Source organism: Neorhizobium descurainiae (assembly GCF_051400715.1).
In the GTDB taxonomy this organism is placed as follows: Bacteria; Pseudomonadota; Alphaproteobacteria; order Rhizobiales; family Rhizobiaceae; genus Neorhizobium.
In genome coordinates, this window is sequence record NZ_JBLFFK010000104.1 from 1 (window position 1) to 569 (window position 569).

Consider the following 569-nt stretch of genomic DNA (forward strand, 5'->3'; position numbering starts at 1 on the left):
GTCGATCGCGCCCCAATTATAGGTGAGCACCAGGTCGAACCGCCGCATGAAGCGCGCGATCTCCTCATAGCGCTTGACCGACAGCCGGCCGGCGAGCGGCGGCGGGTTCTGCGCGATCTCATATTTGATGCCTTTGGCGATCAGGTCGCGTGCGCCGAGCTGGTCGGGGGCGGCCGAGACGATCGTGTGCCGCGCCTTGTCGCCGAACGCATTCATCAGCCGCACCGCGCGCGCTTCCTTGCCGCCGAGCGCGAAGGTGGAATGGAGGTGGAGGATGTGGATGGGCATGGTCGGAACGGCCCGATAGCCGATCGCCTACCGTCCGTCATCCCCGCGAACCAATCCTCCCCCGCCAGGGGGAGGTGGCGCCGAAGGCGTCGGAGGGGGCGGATGCCAGAACATTCCGGCGTGCTTCCTCCCCCTCCGTCATGCTCCGCATGACACCTCCCCCTGGCGGGGGAGGATTTAGTTCGCTCAGTCCGGCTTCTTTGCCACGCCGACCAGCGCCGGACGCAGCAGCCGATCCTTGATCATGTATCCCGTCTGGATCTCTTGCACGACCGTGCCGG

2 protein-coding genes are annotated in these 569 nt (G+C 66.4%); both read right to left on the reverse strand.

Going from position 1 to position 569, the window contains the following annotated elements:
* Window positions 1-288 (reverse strand): hypothetical protein (locus ACMGE0_RS33635; RefSeq protein WP_436820187.1); only part of this gene is annotated, 288 nt, incomplete at its 3' end.
* Window positions 289-474: 186 nt separating this feature from the next.
* A partial coding sequence (locus ACMGE0_RS33640) for a nucleotide exchange factor GrpE (protein ID WP_436820188.1) occupies window positions 475-569 on the reverse strand: 95 nt, incomplete at its 5' end.